The following is a 17757-nucleotide window of genomic DNA, read 5'->3' as shown; positions in this document are numbered from 1 at the left end:
TTTTTTAGATTGCTTCGACTGGAGCGGCGAATTCTTCACCGTTTTTTTCTTCTTTGACTTCTTCCGCTAAGACTTCTTTCTCATAAACTTTGAAGAATGGGTACCAAGTAACTAGATACAGCGCAAATAATAAGGCATACCACAGTACCGCACGGAAATCCTGTAAGATCATGACACTGGAGATCGGTGCTGGGATCTGAGCTACTTGCATCAAATCTTGCGGAATATTCAACAGGCCGCCTCGCATCGCGAACCAAACGACACAACTTCCGGTAATGGAATTGATCCACATCGGCATCATCAAGATGGGATTCATTACGACTGGTGCGCTGAAGACGATCGGCTCATTAATATTGAAGATTGAAGGACCGATACAGATTCGACCTAAGGTTTTTAATTTTTTCGCTTTCGAGAAGCACATCAATAAATTCAGCGTCAGTGTCGCTCCCGTACCACCCATCATGATCAAACCTAAGCTGTAGACTGTTTCATTCGTCACGATGTTCATCCCTGTATCGCCGCCCTTAAGAGCTAAGGCATTCGCCGCGATTCCGGCGATAAAAATCGGGTTCTGAATCGCAGACCACAGCCAAGTAGAGATACCCATTGAATAGAAGAAAGCTGGAATCAAAACCAGTAAAATCAGACCTGGTAAGGATTGACCAAAGTTTTGAATCGGTTCAAACAAATTGATGATCACTTCGAAGACATCAATCTTGAGACTGAAGATCAAGGTGGACCATAATGCTAAACTCAAGAAAATTGGGATGATATTATTGATCCACTCAATCACAAAATCCGGTAATTCGGAATTTTGCAACAGGTGCAGTTTGCTGAAATTATGGAAGATCACACTGACGATCGCCCCAACGATAACCCCAATCAAAATCCCAGTCGGCCCGACCCGACCCATATCGAAGACGCCTTCTTCTGCGCCAACTGGATGTAAGGTCATCATTAAGACACAGACCGAAACAATTCCAGCAGTGATGCTGTAATTTTGATGTTTGAATTTTTCCATGTATTGGTTCGCGACCATGAAGGCGGCGATCAACCCGATCATGCCAAAGGAATAATTTGAAATATTGCCTAAATCCGGTAATTGTGGAATGTATGAACGGAACACGTTATAAAAGAAGACGATCGAACCGGTCATAATGAATGGAATCAACTTCTGCATGGCACTGGATAGTCCAGCAACGGAAGGCATTTGCGTCAATTTCTTTGCTTTAGGCGCAAAGGAGTTTGCCAACCAATCCATAAATTTTTTCATCTTGCTCTTCCTCCTTGTTCAATATGTTTTATTTTTCTAATTTACTAATAGCAAAGTCCAACAATCCTTCGCCATCTAACATGCCGTAAATATCTTGCGGGATCACATCTACTACCACGTTGTGCGGCGCTGCTTGCTCCGCCATCTCTTCTTTGAATGACGCGTAATGCGGACCTAAAAGCAAGATGTCGATGGAATCTAAATACGAAGCCACTTCACTTTCACTACGGGCATCAATCGAGCCAGAGATTTTTCTTTTTTTTGCGGCCTTTCGAGTTTTTTGGGCTAAAAATCCACTAGACATCCCGGCACCACAACATAATAAAATATTGACTGTTTCCATTATTAATTCCTCCTAAATATGTTTTTTGCGTCTGTGCTGATCTCTTTTACACTCTTATTATTGCGAATTTTCCATTTTCCTCTCAACTAGACTGTTGCACGCAGGTGGTGCAAATACCTATTTTTTTAAGAACGCTTTCACGTTATAATAAAGAAAAACAGATTTGAAGAGGTGAGGCTATTGAAAGAGAAACAAAAAGATCTGCTAAATCTATTGCTGCAGCAAGATGCTCCCCTCTCTTCAAGCAGACTGTCGGAAAAAATGAATGTTTCGGTCCGGACAGTAAAAAACTATATTTATGAACTGAACAGATTAGGGGCAGCACCAGTGATCGCCTCTTCCAAGAGCGGCTATCAAGTCATCCGTGATGAGGCCGAGAAATTATTGCAGGAACCAAAAGACCCTTCCGTCTTGCCGCAAACCTTTAAGGAACGTTCCTTCTATATTATTAAAAAAATCCTGATGGAAAATCAGCACCTCAATATTTTCGATCTGTCGGAGGAATTGTTTGTCAGCTTTTCTACCTTGAAAGCCGATCTATCTCGCATGAATAAGGCGTACGAAAAATACCATGTAAAATTTGTTCTGAAGCAAGATGAAATCCAAATATCAGGGGAGGAGAAAGAAAAGCGGCGGCTGATCTCGTATATTATCTTTGAAGAGGTACCCAATAAATTTATCGACAAACAAATTTTAGAAGCGACCTTTGAGAAGGCGGATATCGAGAAGCTTTCAGAAATCATTCATACGATTTTGCATGAATCCAACTACCATTTGAATGATTTTTCCTTTGTGAATTTGATGCTCCATTTGCTGATTCTGTTGGAATCGGTCCGCAATGATAAATCCTTAGCTAGCCGCAATTGGTTCAGCTCGTGGCTAAGAGAAGACAAAGCTAAATTAGTCACGGAAATGATTCGCCAAATTGAAATCGCCTTTGATTTAACCTTAAACAGTTTGGAAAAGGAAGAAATCCATATGATCTTCCAAGCCAACGCCAATTATATTCCCTCTAATAATTTGAAAGAGTTGGAGCAGATCGTCGGCAGCGAGATTTCTCATGCGGTAGACGCTATCTTGGAAGACGCACGGCAAACCTTTGGTATCAACCTCATGAGTGAAAGCTTCATTGTTCCCTTTTCGTTACATATCAGCGGCCTATTTTCCCGCGCGAAACAAAAGACTTCCTTGAAAAATCCGATGTTAAGCTCGCTAAAAAAAGAATTTCCGATGGTTTATGACATCGCGGTCTATCTTTCTTTACGTTTAAGCGCGCTGTTTGATATTTCCATCAGTGAAGATGAGACAGCCTACATCGCGTTGCATATCGGCTCAGAATTGGAAGGACAAAAAAGAAACCTATCAAAAATCACCACCGTTCTGCTGTGTCCAAAGTACATGAACCTCGATGAGCGCCTGTATGAGCAATTGACTCAACATTTTGGCAACGATTTGAATATCCAGACGGTCATTTCAAAGTTTTCGGAAGCCGCAGACTTGGATTTTGAGCTATTGATTACAACACTGCCGATTCCCACAACGAATGATTTCTTAACGATCGAGGTCTCACCAATTTTTACGGAAGAACAGCGAGTGCTGCTGATTACCGAGTTAGGAGACATTCGCTTGGATCGGAAAAAGAGCATTCTACGGAAAAATTTTGACGATTATTTCGATCAGCGCTTTTTCACTAGTCAGTTGAAAGCCGACCAAGCCGAAGCCGTCATCAACGATATGTGCCAAGTTTTAGAAAAGGAAAGGATCGTACCAGAGACCTTTGCTCAACATGTTTTAGAACGGGAGCGAGCGTCTTCTACCGCCTTTGAAGCCGTTGCGATCCCCCATTCGGTCTATATGGATGCTCATCAGACTGTTATCAGTGTGGCGATCTCAGAAAGAGGCATCTTGTGGGGTGATAAAAAAGTCCATGTCGTTTTGCTAGCCGCCATTAATGATATTGATCGCCGGCTCTTTACAGATATCTATGAGGCTCTGATCTCTCTATTCGATTCAGCCTCCAGCTATCAAGAAATCAAAGGGATCAAAAATTTTGAAGCCTTCCGTTCCTTTATTTATAAAAAAAGCAGACGCGGATATTAAAATAAAGGAGGTGTGACAAAAGTCTTGTCACACCTCCTTTATCCGAATAAACGGCTTTTCAGGCGTATCTTCTTCGGAAATAAGCCGCATAATCCTCAAAATATGAGAAGCTACTTCCGGATTATCCAACTTATTGCTGCGAGACACAGCGATTGCTTCAGCAGAACTGATGTGGAACAGTCCCTACTTGGCGCTTGAAGCTGAACACGTCTGTCACAGCCTCTTTTCAATTTATTATACTCGTTTCGGATTATCACGATCAGGGCTCATCGGCGGCTGATTGTTTTGATTTGTTTTACTCAAAGTCTTGATTGCCCCTCGGATCACTAGTGATGCTATCAAACCAATCAAAGCCAGTACCGCAAAAATCCGCAGCACTCCAGTATAAGAATGGAACAGCTCCGTGACTTTGCCTAAGAAAATTGGTCCAAACATTCCTGCTGCAGCCCAAGCAGTTAAAATATAGCCGTGGATTGCCCCAACCTCTCTCGAGCCGAAGACATCGCCAATATAAGCTGGGACAATGGAAAAGCCTGCCCCATAGCAGGTCATCAATAAACAAATCAACGCGGCAAACACTAACGGCGTCTTTATCAACGATAGGCTCAAAAGCACCACGATATCAATGACGAATAAGATCGTAAACACATTTTTTCGACCGATTCTGTCAGAGATCAAAGCCCAAATTAATCGCCCACAGCCGTTAAAGACACCCATCACACCCACCATCGTAGCTGCAACATTAGCAGACATCCCGGTGATTTCTTGGGCCATCGGTGAGGCTTCAGACACCAGCGAGATTCCACACGTAATATTCAGAAAGAGCATAAACCATAATAGCCAAAAAGATTTAGTTTTAATTGCTTGATTCGCGGTCAATTGCACTCCGCGAAAGGGTATTTTTGATTCTATTTTTGAATCTGGAACTTCAAAACCTTTTGGCGTCCAGCCAACTGGTGGTTTTTCCAAATAGCGGGAAGCCGAAAACATTACGATAAAGTAGGCTACCCCTAAAATATAAAAAGTTTTCGAAACGCCCACATGAACCATCAACTGCTGCGCGATCGGTCCGGTAATCATAGAGGCAAAACCAAAACCCATAATAGCTAGCCCCGCCGCCAACCCTTTCCGATCAGGAAACCAACGAATCATCGTGGATACGGGTGTGACATAGCCCGCACCCAATCCGATCCCACCGATAATCCCATAGGTCAGGTACAACAGCGGCAACGAGTGGCTCGTCACTGCGAAGCCCGTTGAGATGATTCCGAAACCAAATAAGATTGACGCAACTGTCCCAGTTTTTCTCGGACCAAATTTTTCGACAAATTTCCCCATGAAGGCCGCGGATGTTCCTAAACAAAAAATTGCTAAACTAAACGCAAAAGAGACCGCTGATTTGTCCCAACCAGTCAACTCTTGAATCGGCTCCTTAAATACGCTCCAAGCATAAGCCGAACCAATCGATAGATGGATTGCCACTCCTGATAAGGCGATCAGCCACCTATTTTTTTCTCCTCGCATCCTCTTTCCTCCTAATTTTCATTCAATTATTCAAAACCGTTAAAAAAGTAAAAATGCTTTATTTATATTCATAAAAAGGTTTTTGCGACCCAGCAAAAACGAGTATACGCTACCATTTATTTAAATTCAAACATAATTTAAACGATAATCGAATAAAAACTTTAGGATAAATAAAGAATTTAGTTTTAATTTTCTCTTTACAAAAATCAGAGACACGTGAAACAAAAAACGTTTCACGTGTCTCTCTTTCTTAAAAAGAATTCGTAATTATTACTTCCTTCACCGGAGCACCGATGGATTTTAAAAATGGACCACTTGAAGCGCAGATAGAATACAGAGCAAGACACTAAAGAGATTCACAAACAACGAAGCGAACAAGAAAATACTGACACTCGTGCCAATCACACGATTCATTTGACTGCGTAAATTTCCAAAATGGATCACAAAGGACCAAATCGTTACGATCGTCAACATCAATTGATACGGTAAAATATCTACCACCGAGCCACCCTTAAATAAAGCAATCATTAAAATCAGCGAACAGATCAACATTGTCCCTGCAATGATCGTTGGAACCGACCCAACCTGAATCGACCGCAGCAACTTCGCTTCCTGCTTCATCTTAGCCATATACTTCTCATCGCCCTTCATTAAGTAATCTAGAGAGACTTCAAAATAATCACTGATAGCAACCAGTGTAGGAACATCAGGATAATTTTTTTCATTCTCCCAATTTGAAACCGTTTGGCGTGTCACGTGGAAAATCTCAGCGACCTCTTGCTGAGTCAGATTTCTGATTTTTCGCTGTTCCTTCAAAATATCCGCGATCATGAGCCTTCCCTCCTCTTTCCTTAATGATAGAATCCTTCTCTTAATTATAATAGAAAGCGACCGTTGCTTAACACTTTTTCACGCAAGCCGTGTTTGACATAGTGCTATTTCTGCAAAAAAACTTCAAGTCGCCGATTTGTCAGCACTTGAAGCTCTTGATTCTATTAAAATGTCACCGTCTGATCGGCCCACTCTACCATTTCCACACAGTCGAACATCGTTGAAATTGGACAAGCCGTTTGTTCTTCTAGCTGTCGCGATTTTAAACAAGTACCACAGGCCAACAATTCACCGCCAGCTTCTGTCAACTTTTTCAGCTGTGAAGGCACATCATATTGTTCGTCCTCGATACTTTCCACTTCTACCGCTTCACCCATCAGGAAAAATTTCACTTGATGCTCCTTCTTCAGCGCAGCGACGCCAAAACGAAACGCATTCCATGCTTTTTCATGTTCCTTTGTCTCTAAAATAATCGCTAACTTCATTTTCATTTCCTCCTTTATTCCGCAACTTCCTCAGTACTTAAAAGTATAGCGTCTTCAAAAATGGGTTACAATCTTTTTCACGGAAAATAACTCTAATGCTGCCTTTCATAAGAAAGACTTTCGTGAAGCTGGAGATGAATATGCCTGCTGTAAAGCGCTTTGTTCCTATGAAAATTTATACTTTCTTCATGGACAAAAAGAAGTGACGGCAAAATACCGTCACCTCTTTAAGAAAATTTGTCTTTAGTTTTCAGAATCGTCGGATTCGTTTTTTGCTGCTTCTTCTTGTATTTTTCCTTGCGCAAGGATCTCTACTCGAGTTTGCATTTCTTCATACAGGGCCATGACAGAATGGCGCGATTCACTGACTTCTTCCGAGATTTCTTTGGCTTGCTCGTTGATCAGCGCTAATTCTTTTTTCGCCTCTTCAATGATCCGATGAGCGTCCATTTTTGATTTTTCTACCATCCGATTCGCTTGCTTCCGAGCGGAAATCAAGACTTCGCCGATTTCCAGTTGAGTAGCGACCGCTTCTTGTTTCAGCTCCGCATTCTCCGCTTCAAGATAAGCTAATTGTTCCTTCAGCTCAGAAACTTCTTCTAATTGATCCTCATTGGCTTGACCACCTTGTCCTTCTAGAATCTGTTCAATCGTTTGATCCTTCTCTAGGATCACTTGGTCCAAATGGGAATATTGTTCTTCCTTTTCATTGATTTCAGCTAATAAGTCTTCGATTTGTTCCTCCAATTGATTAACCTTCTCCAATCGTTGGACCTCTTCATCTTTTTGCTGAGATACTAAAGCTTTATGTTCTTCGTGAATTCCTTCCAACTCCTGTTCTACGGTGGCTAAATGTTCGACAGAGGCTTTTAATTGTTTATTTTCGTCTAAGGTCTCATCCAACTGCTGTCTCAATTCTTCTAGTTCCTGCGAATTTTTTAAGCGTTGGATCTCTTGGCGTGCCCGTTGGATCTCCGCTTCCAAATCTTGGATTTGACGCCGGTTTTGAGCTTTTTCTTCACCCATTCGTAAAACTGATTGACGATAATTTTCATTTTCTTTAGTTAATTGCTGGTTTTGAACAGTCATATCCTTTTTGTACTTCTGCAAGACCTGTTCCTTTTCGAAAATCAAACGTTTCAATTCTTTGATTTCTTCAACCTGCTTGTCTGGCGAGTCACTGATCGTATTGTCTGCGACCATCTTTAATGTCGGTGCCGCTTTTGCAAATTCTTCTTTTTCCACTTTCTCCTCTGGAACGGAATTGATCTCATCAATAATATTTTTATTAAAAAACCACCCGTTCTTTTTTTGTTGTGCTACCATTCTTATCCCTTCTTTCCTTTAATCTTCTTCTTGAATAATTGAAAATTGAGATTCTCCATTCTCACGAGAGAAAGTACAACTATAATCCTGTTTTTGCTTGTCCCCATCGCGAACATTTAGCTGGAAGGTAATCTGTGTCAGATTAGATACCCCCTCCGCCTCCTTGGCAAAAGCTTTCACATTTTCTATGATCTGCTTACGATTATCTTCGCTGGTTAAATCACCAGCTAGGGCGATATTCAACGTTTGCGTCGGGATATCTAAGACAATCAAGGTCGTCGGTAATCCAAAATATGGACTGAGCTTACTCGATAGATCGCTTTCCAGTGCATATTGCTTCTCACGGCTCTCATCGGTAAACAATTCATCCCATGAATAATCCTGCAACCCAACTCCAGCTTCCGGATAGGCTTTGACTGGAATCTTATTGATGAGCTTTTTCTGTTCCTTCTTCATTAGATTGATATCGTCTTTTAAAATATTGTTTTGTTCATTCACGATATACAGCTGATCTTGGACTTTAAAATTACTGTAAGTATTCAGCAGCAATCCAACCGCGAGGAAGAAGATGATGAACAACATCGCGGAAACGTGTTTTGTTTGTTCAATCTGCCGGACATATTCCAATTTCTGCTGAAAAGAAGGATCAGCGTTTTTTGGCGGCTTGACTACCTGTAAGCGAATGTTGATGATCATTCGGTAAAACCACACAAGGAGGACTAAAATAATCAGTCCTATGCAAATCCAATTAATGATTATCATATTCTTCTCCTTCTTTCCTTATTTTTCCGACTTCGCTAGGCGAACGACCGGAAGACGAAATTGAACCGTTCCTTCGATTGCCTTTTGTTGGACAAAGCCAAATGTTCGACTATCTTTTGAGACTTCAACATGATCGCCAATCACAAAGTAGACGTCTTCAGGAATTTTATTCAACGTTTGAAATTCTTCTGCAACAGTCGGTGATAATTGAAAGCTACTGGTAGTTTCAAAGTCACCCTGTTCGCCGATATTTAGAACCATTCGTCCATTCCGGACAAACATGCTGTCTCCAGGTAAGCCAATCACACGTTTGACAAACATCCCCTCCTCCTTGGCGACTGAAAAAGCGACAATATCATAGCGTTGGACCGGTGTCCTTTTTTTTACGATGACCATGTCTTTTTCGGTCAAAGTCGGCACCATCGATGTTCCTGAAATCGTATGAATGTTGAGATTTTTTTTTAATTGCCAATTAATGACAAATAGTATCGATACAGATAGCGCCACTAAGATCAGAACCGTCAAAATTAAGGTTTTCTTATCTTCCCGCGGATCTGTATGTCCTTGACTTGGACGAATATTTGCCATTAGTGCTGGCACCCCTTTATTTTGCTTTGATGTAGGTAACAAGATCGGATTTTGCTAGATTAGCATCGATCACCCGATACGAAATAACTGTACCTCCGTAGACATTTCCTTCTGAGATCAAGATTCCTTCTGGTTTGACCACTTCAACAAAGGCCACGTGGCCATAACGCGCATCAGAGCCTGCGACACCCGGTTTGAAGGAGATCAGCCAGCCGGCCTTTGGTTCGCGGCTCACTTCATAGCCTAAAGCTTTGCCCTTCGTTCCCCATTCTCCGCCATTGCCCATGAAATCATCAACGCTCTTGCCTAACTGCTTCACGCGGTTAAAGGCATACCACGTGCATTGCCCGACAGGATAAGAGCCTGAGGTGTTGTAATTAACGCCGTTGTAATCTGGATAACGCATCAATGAGCGATACGCTTCTGGAATTTCCTCTTTGCCCTTGATGAAGACACCAGCTGTTTGATCGACCTTTACACGATCATACTGCGTCAAGTTGTAAACCGCGATGATCGAATTCAGCTTACGACCATAGGAAATATCGGTCGCGTATGTTCCGGTCAAGGCATTGGTCGTCCGTAAATAATTCTTCGCTGTAGAACGCCATGTTTTTTGATAATAACCGGCATTGCCACTGATCCCGCCACGCAATAGTTGAACATAATCCCCTAATGAAGCGGCGTAGTTGGGATATCTACGAAAGGCTGCATTGATTGAATACAAAGCCCCATTGCCGCGATCTTCTTGAGTTGTCATTGAAACTGCTTGGCCTTGATACGTGCCCTTCACGCCAAACAAATTATGATTTGGCGGTAACGAAAGACTGCTAGTTCCTGAACCACTTTCTAACAATGCTTGCGCAATCATCACCGAAGCGAATACATCATATTCTTGACCCAGCTGACGAGCGTCCTCAGCGATCTTAGCAATGAAATTCTTTGCGCCTTCGTTTTCAGTGAAATTAATTGAAGCCGGATACTCTGCTAACACTTCATTTCCATATTCGGTCAAAGTAACTGTCGGTAACGGCTGTACTAAAATATCTTCATCTAGATCCATCGGTTGCAGAATAACTTGACGTTGCTTCGTCTTTCCAGCTGAATCACCTGCTGCTTCCTTATCGTCGGAGGTCTTCGCCACTTCTGTATCTTTTTCTGCTTGCTCGACTTCGACATCACCTACTGTTAAGTAGTAATCCTCACCGATATAGATCCCGACTAATTCATTTTTTTCCTTTTTCTTTTGATACAACAAACTTCCAATGCTGATCTCTTCCTTCAATTTTTCTGGCCTACCAGAAAGTTCAATCCCAAAGAGATTATGATAAAGCTCGGTGGCTAATTGCTCCGGGCTAAAGTTATCCGCTTGTTCGGTTCCTAATTTTTTTATGCCGTCATAAACCAAGGCCGCATGGGCTTTGTCCTTGAAGCTAGATAGCAACGGCAATTCAAAACCTTTCAAATCTGACTGTGCAACTTCCGAAGTTTTCAATTCACTTGGCAGGTCCAATGTGCTTGATTGCGAAAAGGCCTCTGGCGCGGCTGTCGTAAAAGCAGAACTCGCTTGGGCGCTGACTGAATTCGTCTTAGGCGGTGTTTCTTGCGGTGCGGCTGGTACTGTCGACTGCTTCGGCTCATCATAGCTAGAAGAAGGGGCCGTACTGCTTGGCTGTGTCCAACTAGAACTGCTATCGCTTGGCAGCGTGCCACCAGAAGTTGATCCTGCACTTGAAGAGGTGCCAGTATCAGAAGTTGGATTCGTCGAGCTTTGATCGGTAGAACTTTGACTAGTCGAGCTATCGCTGGTCGAGCCTTGACTGGTGGAGCTGTCACTGGTTGAACCACCACTGTTGGAGCTATCGTCAGATGAACTAGTGGTCGCCGTTGAGTCTCCTGTACTATTTTCGGTCGGCACCGTTGTTTCTGCAGGAGCTCCTGTTTCCGGTGTCGTTGGCACTTCAACGGGTACCTCCGGCGTGGAGTCTTCAACAGGAACCTCAGCTGGTATTCCAGCGGCCGGTACTTCAACCGGCGTCTCTGCTACGGGAACCTCTGGCGCTGCCGGTGTCACTGGTGCGACAGGCGTTTCCGGTACAGGCGCTGCTGGCGGTACCTCACTCACTGGCGGAGCAGGTTCTTCGACGACTGTCGAACTCTCAGGAGCCGTTGTTTCAATCACCGGCTCTTGCGGCAAGTCATCCGCTTTCAAAGCTCCACTTCGTAAGCTTGCCACTCCCCAGCAAAACATAATCAACCCACAAATCCCCATAACGATCTTTTTCATAAATATTTCCCCTTCTTTCTCTTTTTAAATCAAGTAAACTAATTTTTACTTTAGGAGCAACCAATGATTGTCGTTGTAAAAAAAATCAAGGATGCTGTCAGTAATCCGCATCCTTGATTCATTCTTCAATAATGATGCATTCACATCTAAAAAAACAACGAATGCCAATCATCACCACGCCGCTCACAGACAAGATTTAAATAAGTAGCTTAAGTCACACTATTTTACTGATTCACGGCATTCCCCCAGAACAGCTTTGATTGAACCCCCATTCAATCACTCCTCTGCTAAAAATAGTAAAATTACAATGACCGGATCTTTTATGTATTTAGCTTGCTTGTTTTCTATGAACTTCATTTGCTATAGTTTTCGCCAACGAATACATTCATTTCCTTTCAACATAAAATATTGCCTTCATTTAATGCTAGACATAAAATTACTAATAAAAAACTTTTCGAAGCGCCCTAGCATTGGTTACAACATTATTCTACCCGCATTTATAAGGAAAGTCTCAGCCATTTTTTCAATATAAAATTTAATTTTTGAATAAAAATGAGTAATATCAACCGTTGTATCCGCCATCATATTTGATGCTACTCAAATTTCCGGAAAAAATAAAATCAATTGAATATTTCAAAACCGCTGAATTCTTTTTTTTGTTTTTCTATTTTGTTTTTGATTAAAGTCGAGTGATTTCATTTATTTCGAAACAAAAAAAGTTGAGGACAAAGTCTCTCACTTTGTCCTCAACACTTCTGTTAGCTGATTGCGAATTTATTTTTTTGTTTGATCAATTGCGGGATCGCGGTGTGCTCTTGCAATAATTCTGCCAACTCTAATAAATTTTTCACACACAGATCAGCGCCCTGCTGATAAAATTTATCCGCGGTTTGCTGATTCAAGTGATCCATTTCGTCTTTTGATAATTGTTTGTATTCATCAAAAGAGAGGCCCATCACCGAACTGCCTTCCGTCACGGCGATGCTTAAAACTCCAGCATTTTTTCCTTCTTGGATATCTGAGAAGGTATCGCCGACTTTGATCACTTCCCGCACTGAGCGATTTTGAAAATGACGCATATTCTGATAGATCATGTAAGGATAGGGTCGTCCTAGTGATCCAACCTCGTCTGGTGTGACTAAATAATCAGGATGATACCCTTCGATTTTGGCAGTCTCCGCTACGACTGCCATCATTTCTTGCGTGTAACCAGTGGTTGTTCCAATATTGAAACCCAGTTGCTTAATCTTTCTGATCGCCTGTTTTGTTTCAGGTTTCAAATGGCTGTGCTCTGCTAGATCTGCAAAGAGGTATTTTTCAAAATCTTGATAAATCGACAGAGCCGTTGCTTCATTGCTGGCTTCACCAAATTGCTCCAGCCATTGTTGCTTCACTGTCTCTAATGCTAAAAGCTGCTTGATATGATCCAGCTTCAACATTCCCATTGGTTTACGAATCTCTTCATAAGAAAGATTAATCCCTTTGTTCTCAAAAGCCCCTTTAAATGCCTGGACTGGCGCCATACAACCAAAATCAACCGTCGTACCGGCCCAATCTAAAATAATTGTTTTAACTGACATAAGCTACCTCCGAATAGTGTTCAATTACTTCAACTAAGCGATCGATATCCTCTGGATAAATCTCGCCAATGTTGCCAATACGAAAACATTCTTGCGAACTAATCTTACCTGGATAGATTACAAAGCCATGCTCTTTCAAAAACGCATAGAAATGGTCAAACTTAAAGTTTCCCCGTTTTGGATAATAAAACGAAGTAATGAAGGGTCCTTGATGCTCTTTGATAAAGGGACGATAGCCGATCTCGGACATTTTTTGCCGCAGCAGTCGATTGTTCGTCAAGTAGCGGACATACCGCTGATGGATGCCGCCTTCTTCTTCCAATTCAATCAACGCTTGATAAAAGGCTAGCACCGTGTGAGTTGGCGAAGTGAAACGCCATTTTCCATCCTTTTCCATGACTTTGTATTGATCATACAGATCCAAAGACAACGTCCGAGCAAAGGTTTGCCGCTGTTCCAATTCTTTTCGCTTAGCAATCACAAAAGAAAAGCCCGGTACGCCTTGAATACATTTATTCGAACTGGAGATCAGAAAATCAATTTCCAATCCTGAAACATCGATGGGGATGCCACCAAGGCTGGACATCGCATCAACGATAAAAAGTAACTGTTGCTCCTTGGCTAATTGAGCGATCTCCGTCAAGTCATTCAAAATGCCTGACGTCGTCTCGCTATGAACCATCGCTAGCACTGTGATCGTCGGATTGGCTTCGATGAGCTTTGCGATGTCCGCCGCTAAGGGAATCGCGTTTTCTGCCACTTCGTAAACAGTATAGTTCAGCTGGTAGCGTTCGCTCATGGCGACGATTCGTTGGCCGTACGCCCCATTGGCACAAATCAACAAATGATCCGTCGGCTTAATCATTGAGCTAAGCACCGCTTCCACACCAAAGGACCCGCTGCCTTGCATCAAAACCGTCGTGTATTCCTGCTCTGAAACGCCGGCTAAAACCAACAGCTTCTGACGAATCTCTTGTGTAATCGTTTTGTATTCTTGATCCCATGTACAATGATCCGTCAGCATCGCTTGCTTGACAGTAGCCGTAGTCGTCAAGGGACCAGGCGTCAATAATTTGTATTCCATGTTGTGCTCCTCACTTAATCCACTAGTTTTTGATGTTGCTCTAATAATTCCGCCGTCAATTCTTCAGGGAAGACTTTTTGATCTTTGGCCAGGTAGCGGCTGTCAACTTTTTCCCCTTCGTATAAAGCACTGGGATAAATTTCTAATAAATCCTTCCGACCTTTTTCCAAAATCAAGTCCAGCATTTTTTCCGCTTCAGGGTTCGTGCTTTTACCTTTGTCAATTACCGCTAACGACTCGGTCAATGTATAGGTTCCTTCTGAAGGCTCCACGAAATCGATCGGCAAACCATCCGTCTTGTCTTTGACCGCTTGGTGACGTAGACCGAAGCCCAGCGCGACTTCTCCTAAACGAACCTTTTTAATGGGACCTGAGCCTGAGCTTTCCAAATGATCACCAGTATTTTTATAAATAGCTTTTAAAATCGTCTGCGCTTCATCCTTGCCGTAAGTATCCACTAAGGCTTGGAATAACAGCCACGCCGTTGATGATTGCTTGATGTCAGAGATCGATAGAACATCTTTATATTGCGGGTCCGCTAAATCTTTTAAACTTTTTGGGATCGGTAAATTCAATTCCTTCATTTTATCAGTGTTGTAAAAGATCGTACCTTCTTGCACGGTGAAGGGTGCGGCGTAGTCTGGAATTTTCGCTAAAGGTTTGACCGGCAGCTTTTCTTCCTTGAACATTTTTTCCTTTTGCTGCGCACTATTCAAATAGAAGGTACTCATCGTCACTAGATCCGCTTCGATATTTTTGCCTTCTGCCAACAGCTTTCCGCCTAGCTCTGAAGTCCCAAAAGATTGCAGGACGTACTTACCTTTATAGCCGTTATCATCTAAGACTTTTTTCATTACCGCTACCGGCTCCTCATCCGCATTCGTATAGATCGTTACCTTGTCATTCGCGGCGTTGCTTTTGCTGCAAGCTCCTAATAACAACAAGGTAAAGACACAGCCTAGTAAGACGACTAATTTGTTTTTCATTCATCATTCTCCTTTTCTTTTATACGCGTTTTTTCTCAATCGAATGTTTTTTTCCTAGATCCGTTAAAAAATTGGGAAGCGTCGTTCGCTTCGCTAATTGCGTCAGTCCTTGCACGCTTAAATTAATGACTAGTAAAAACAGTGACAGCATGAAGATATCGTTAAACCGACCAAAATGCTGAAGCTCCTTCAGCTTGGCGGTAATAACCATCGTGTTGGCGCTAGTCAAGAAAATCACCGCGCTGATAGTGACCATTGAATTGAAGAAATAGTAAGAAAAAATATCAATGATCGTGATTTTAGAATTCGGGATCAAGATTCGCCAAACCGTTTTGATCCAGCTGTCTCCCATTAATTTCGCGATGTTCTCCCAATTCAAATTCATTTTTTGCAAGGCTTCCTTCGCCATTTGATACGGCGTAGAAAAATAATGAATGACCGTAACGATGACTAAGATCAGCAACGTATTATGTAGCTGGGTGCCGCTAAAAAGTAATAAGAAGGCGACCCCTAAAACCATGCCTGGAATCGAGTTGGTGATCGTCGCGATGCTGTCGATCACTTGATTGACCTTATACAATTTTCGCTCCCGTGAAGTCAGGATCGCCGCGAAATACGCGATCACCGTTCCAACCAACGCGGTTAATAACGCCATCATCAAGGAATTTCTCAAAGTAGAAACAAGACTGTCATCTTGAATAAAGCGAGCGAAATTAGTAAAGGTCGGCTGCAACTCATAAGGCCAATTCGTGACCATTGGAATAATCAGCAAGACCGCAAACACGCCTAAGATAAATAATGAGACGCTTAAAAACAGCAATCGGAAAAGCCAATCTCTGACTGGATTTTTTTTCATCACGATCGGTCGTGGTTTTTCGTATCGTACGACCTTCTTTTGCAAATGATTCAAAATCAAAATACTTACGATCGATGGCAAAAGCATCGTCAACGCTACGAGTGAACCAAATTGAAAATTCGGGATCGTTCCCATAAAGCCTTCATACAATAAAGTCGTGATAAAAGGTGTCTGTCCACCTACCGCGCTAGGAATCCCAAAATCCGTGAAGGACATGAAAAACCCTTGTAAAAAGGCCACCGCCAAAACCCGTGCCAAAGGAGTCAAAATCGTCTTCACTAAAGACCGATGCCACGCATCCCCCATCAAACGAGAAACGATGAACAGCTGCGTATCTAAATATTTCATGGAATTATTAATCAAAATAAAGATTGGTGGCAAAGTATAAATGATAAAACCTAATAAAATGCCGATGGATCCATAGATGTGGAACAACTCCTGTTTAAAAATTTTGCTCCACAGTCCTTGACTTCCAAAGGCATAAATAAGAACAAAGCCATAAGTAATCGTCGGCAGCAGCATCGGAAAATGTAAGATGCTCTCATTCAACTTTAAAAATTTGCGATTGATCTGCGTAAAATTATTGCCGTAAGCCAAGAGAAATCCTAGTAAAGTCGAACAGCTGGTCGCGACCAAAGAATAGCTCAAGCTATTACTAAAGGAGGTTCGCCACTTAGGACTAAAAATGTCAATACTTTTCCCGCCGACCTCAGGAAAAGCAGTCAAAACGATCTGCACTAAGGGCCACGCTAGAAATAAAATGAAAAAACCTAAGACCAACCAGCTGCTGAAACGTTTCAAGGAAATAACCCTACTCATGTAGCCACCAGCTTCATGGACGCTTGAAAAATCTGTTGGATGTTCCGTTGCTTGATTGCTAATTGATTAACGATGAATTCTTCCACAAAGTGACAAGACGATTCACTCATGATCTCGATTGGCGAGCTGCACTGGGCGATCTTTCCTTCATCTAGTACGACGATCTTATCGGACATCGTCAACGCTTCTTCCGGATCATGGGTGACGATGATGATAGTTAAATGCAGCTTACGAGCGATTTCTTGAATTTTTTCCTTGATCGATTCCTTGATCACCCCATCCAACGCGCTCAAGGGTTCATCTAACAATAGCAGCTGCGGCTTCATCACTAATGTTCGGCCTAACGCCACCCGCTGTTTTTGACCACCTGACAGTTGATGGATTGGCTTGTCTAAATGTTTTTCTAAGTTCAGCAGTTGGATCAATTCCGCTACCTCGTCACTAGAAGAACGCTCCTTTTCATTTTTCAAGCCATAGATCAGATTTTGATACGCGGTTAAATTAGGAAACAGCGCGTAATCTTGAAAAACGATATTGAAAGGCCGTTTCTCCATTAACGTATGAGTGATTTCTTTATCATTAAAATAAATTTTCCCCGCTGTCGGTTCTTCTAATCCTAAAATCAAATTCAACAAGGTCGTTTTGCCCGAACCGGATTGCCCTAAAATAGAAACGATCTCGCCGGCCGCGATCTCTAAGTTGATATCTTCCAGCACCGTCGTTTCTTGGAATTGCTTGTGGATTTTTTCGAGTTTCAGCACAGTTGTTCTCTCCTTTTCATCTTGAAGGGGCCGTTCTTCCCAAGAGTCATTCTTCATTTTTTGATTGTTTTTTGCGTCTTCCTAACTAGTAAAGTAACGCTAAGTGATTGCCCACCTCTGTAAAAAAGTATAGCGGCGCATTGTTAAGGCTTGAT

At 42.2% G+C, this 17757-nt stretch carries 15 protein-coding genes; 1 reads left to right on the top strand and 14 read right to left on the bottom strand.

Going from position 1 to position 17757, the window contains the following annotated elements:
- Positions 1-4: 4 nt before the first annotated feature.
- Both RV00_RS10920 and RV00_RS10915 read right to left on the bottom strand, forming a co-directional pair.
- A complete protein-coding gene (locus tag RV00_RS10920) occupies positions 5-1273 on the bottom strand; it encodes a PTS sugar transporter subunit IIC (RefSeq protein ID WP_071862646.1) in 1269 nt (422 codons plus the stop codon).
- A gap of 28 nt (positions 1274-1301) precedes the next feature.
- Positions 1302-1616 (bottom strand): PTS sugar transporter subunit IIB, encoded by a 315-nt coding sequence (locus RV00_RS10915; RefSeq protein WP_071862645.1) that lies wholly within the window; start codon positions 1614-1616, stop codon positions 1302-1304.
- Positions 1617-1796: 180 nt separating this feature from the next.
- On the opposite strand from RV00_RS10915, the gene RV00_RS10910 reads away from it, so the two are divergent.
- Positions 1797-3716: a BglG family transcription antiterminator gene (locus tag RV00_RS10910; RefSeq protein WP_071862644.1), complete on the top strand. Its 1920-nt coding sequence runs from the start codon at positions 1797-1799 to the stop codon at positions 3714-3716.
- A gap of 234 nt (positions 3717-3950) precedes the next feature.
- On the opposite strand, the gene RV00_RS10905 is transcribed toward RV00_RS10910, so the two are convergent.
- From RV00_RS10905 to RV00_RS10850, 12 genes are all read right to left on the bottom strand, one after another.
- Complete coding sequence (locus RV00_RS10905) at positions 3951-5240, bottom strand: L-lactate MFS transporter (protein ID WP_071862643.1); 1290 nt, start codon at positions 5238-5240, stop codon at positions 3951-3953.
- A 300-nt stretch (positions 5241-5540) separates the two neighbouring features.
- Positions 5541-6071 carry a helix-turn-helix domain-containing protein gene (locus RV00_RS10900; RefSeq protein ID WP_071862642.1) on the bottom strand — a complete coding sequence of 177 codons (531 nt, stop codon included), beginning with the start codon at positions 6069-6071 and terminating at the stop codon, positions 5541-5543.
- 164 nt (positions 6072-6235) lie between these two features.
- On the bottom strand, positions 6236-6556 hold the full coding sequence (locus tag RV00_RS10895) for a DsrE/DsrF/TusD sulfur relay family protein (protein ID WP_071862641.1): 321 nt from the start codon (positions 6554-6556) through the stop codon (positions 6236-6238).
- Positions 6557-6799: 243 nt separating this feature from the next.
- Positions 6800-7882: a coiled-coil domain-containing protein gene (locus RV00_RS10890; protein WP_071862640.1), complete on the bottom strand. Its 1083-nt coding sequence runs from the start codon at positions 7880-7882 to the stop codon at positions 6800-6802.
- 18 nt (positions 7883-7900) lie between these two features.
- Positions 7901-8578, bottom strand: coding sequence for a hypothetical protein (locus RV00_RS10885; protein WP_249024095.1), 678 nt, complete (start codon positions 8576-8578; stop codon positions 7901-7903).
- Between the two features lie 84 nt (positions 8579-8662).
- Entirely contained in the window at positions 8663-9232 is a 570-nt protein-coding gene (lepB, locus tag RV00_RS10880; RefSeq protein WP_071862638.1) for a signal peptidase I, read from the bottom strand.
- A gap of 16 nt (positions 9233-9248) precedes the next feature.
- Complete coding sequence (locus RV00_RS10875) at positions 9249-11516, bottom strand: glucosaminidase domain-containing protein (protein WP_071862637.1); 2268 nt, start codon at positions 11514-11516, stop codon at positions 9249-9251.
- 758 nt (positions 11517-12274) lie between these two features.
- Positions 12275-13096 (bottom strand): phosphonoacetaldehyde hydrolase, encoded by an 822-nt coding sequence (gene phnX, locus RV00_RS10870; RefSeq protein ID WP_071862636.1) that lies wholly within the window; start codon positions 13094-13096, stop codon positions 12275-12277.
- Positions 13086-14180, bottom strand: a complete 1095-nt coding sequence (phnW, locus tag RV00_RS10865) for a 2-aminoethylphosphonate--pyruvate transaminase (protein WP_071862635.1) — start codon at positions 14178-14180, stop codon at positions 13086-13088. Before phnW ends, phnX begins: the two co-directional genes overlap by 11 nt.
- 14 nt (positions 14181-14194) lie before the next feature.
- Positions 14195-15166 (bottom strand): extracellular solute-binding protein, encoded by a 972-nt coding sequence (locus RV00_RS10860; RefSeq protein WP_071862634.1) that lies wholly within the window; start codon positions 15164-15166, stop codon positions 14195-14197.
- Positions 15167-15185: 19 nt separating this feature from the next.
- Entirely contained in the window at positions 15186-16841 is a 1656-nt protein-coding gene (locus RV00_RS10855) for an ABC transporter permease subunit (RefSeq protein WP_071862633.1), read from the bottom strand.
- Complete coding sequence (locus tag RV00_RS10850) at positions 16838-17602, bottom strand: ABC transporter ATP-binding protein (RefSeq protein ID WP_071862632.1); 765 nt, start codon at positions 17600-17602, stop codon at positions 16838-16840. The genes RV00_RS10855 and RV00_RS10850 overlap by 4 nt, the downstream gene beginning before the upstream one ends.
- Positions 17603-17757: the final 155 nt, after the last annotated feature.

This window comes from Enterococcus devriesei (assembly GCF_001885905.1).
Lineage (GTDB): Bacteria > Bacillota > Bacilli > Lactobacillales > Enterococcaceae > Enterococcus_A > Enterococcus_A devriesei.
This window is presented reverse-complemented; position numbering and strand designations above follow the sequence as displayed.